Source organism: Peribacillus sp. SIMBA_075, assembly GCF_046534585.1.
Genome location: NZ_JAWRYN010001419.1, coordinates 1 through 243, shown reverse-complemented (window position 1 = coordinate 243; position 243 = coordinate 1). Strand labels below are relative to the sequence as shown.

Genomic DNA, 243 nt, shown 5'->3' with positions numbered 1-243 from the left:
ATCAAAGGTTTAATAGATCAGCCGTTCAATTTTTACAACACATATTGACTAACCTTCTAAATAAAAAACTAACTTCATCTATGCGAATTTCTTCTCCATACACCTCTGTTTTCAAGCGTATTCGTATTTTAGATTCAACTGCATTTCAACTTCCAGATCTTTTTTCGTTTGTTTATCCAAGTGCAGGAGGATGCAGCCATACAGCGGGAGTAAAGATTCAGCTTGAGTATGATTTATTAAGTG

General features: G+C 34.6%; 1 pseudogene. It reads left to right on the top strand.

The window, feature by feature from the left end:
- A pseudogene (locus SB775_RS33030) lies at positions 1-243 on the top strand (IS4 family transposase); the annotation flags it as partial.